This window comes from Actinomycetospora sp. NBRC 106378, assembly GCF_030269685.1.
GTDB lineage: Bacteria > Actinomycetota > Actinomycetes > Mycobacteriales > Pseudonocardiaceae > Actinomycetospora.
In genome coordinates this window covers 1-668 of record NZ_BSTT01000035.1, presented here as the reverse complement: position 1 = coordinate 668, position 668 = coordinate 1, and the positions used below count along the sequence as shown (strand labels likewise).

Sequence of the window (668 nt, the reverse complement as noted above, 5' to 3'; positions counted from 1 at the left end):
CCAGGCATCCACCGTGCGCCCTTGACAACTTGACCAACACACCAACAACCACCACACACCTACATGGAAAGTCATCGGCACATCAACACAACACAGTCATCAAGCAAACTAAGATCAACCACAACACTCCCACCGCCCAGGACCCGAAAGCCCCAGACCAGGAATTGTCGCGGCGACCAGGAAAAAAAGATGCTCGCGTCCACTGTCCACTTGACAACCCAACCCACAGACCACCACCAGCACCCCCACAACCGCAGGGACCAGCAGTGACTGTCCAGAGAACACAACAACCCCCACACCAGACCCGACCATCCCGAAGAACAATCGCGCAGATGTGAGGGTTCGTCGTCCCCTCAGGACCCAACAGTGTGCCGACGCCGCCACAGCTCTCCGATGAAGAACCGAAGAACCACAGCATCCGTATGTTCAGTTCCACTTCAATCCAGTAAGCAACCACCCACCCCACAGACGGGGACGCGATGGCCCTCCGCCGAACAACCAACACCAGCCGCCACCCGTGATGGATGACCGTCACCGAGAAGGCCTCGACGTCCGAGGTTGTGCTCCTTAGAAAGGAGGTGATCCAGCCGCACCTTCCGGTACGGCTACCTTGTTACGACTTCGTCCCAATCGCCAGTCCCACCTTCGACCGCTCCCCCCACAAGGGT

The 668-nt window shown here is 58.4% G+C and carries 1 rRNA gene; it reads right to left on the bottom strand.

Annotation, left to right across the window (positions count from 1 at the left end):
* Nucleotides 1–571: 571 nt before the first annotated feature.
* Nucleotides 572–668 (bottom strand): 16S ribosomal RNA (locus QSK00_RS30290); the annotation flags it as partial.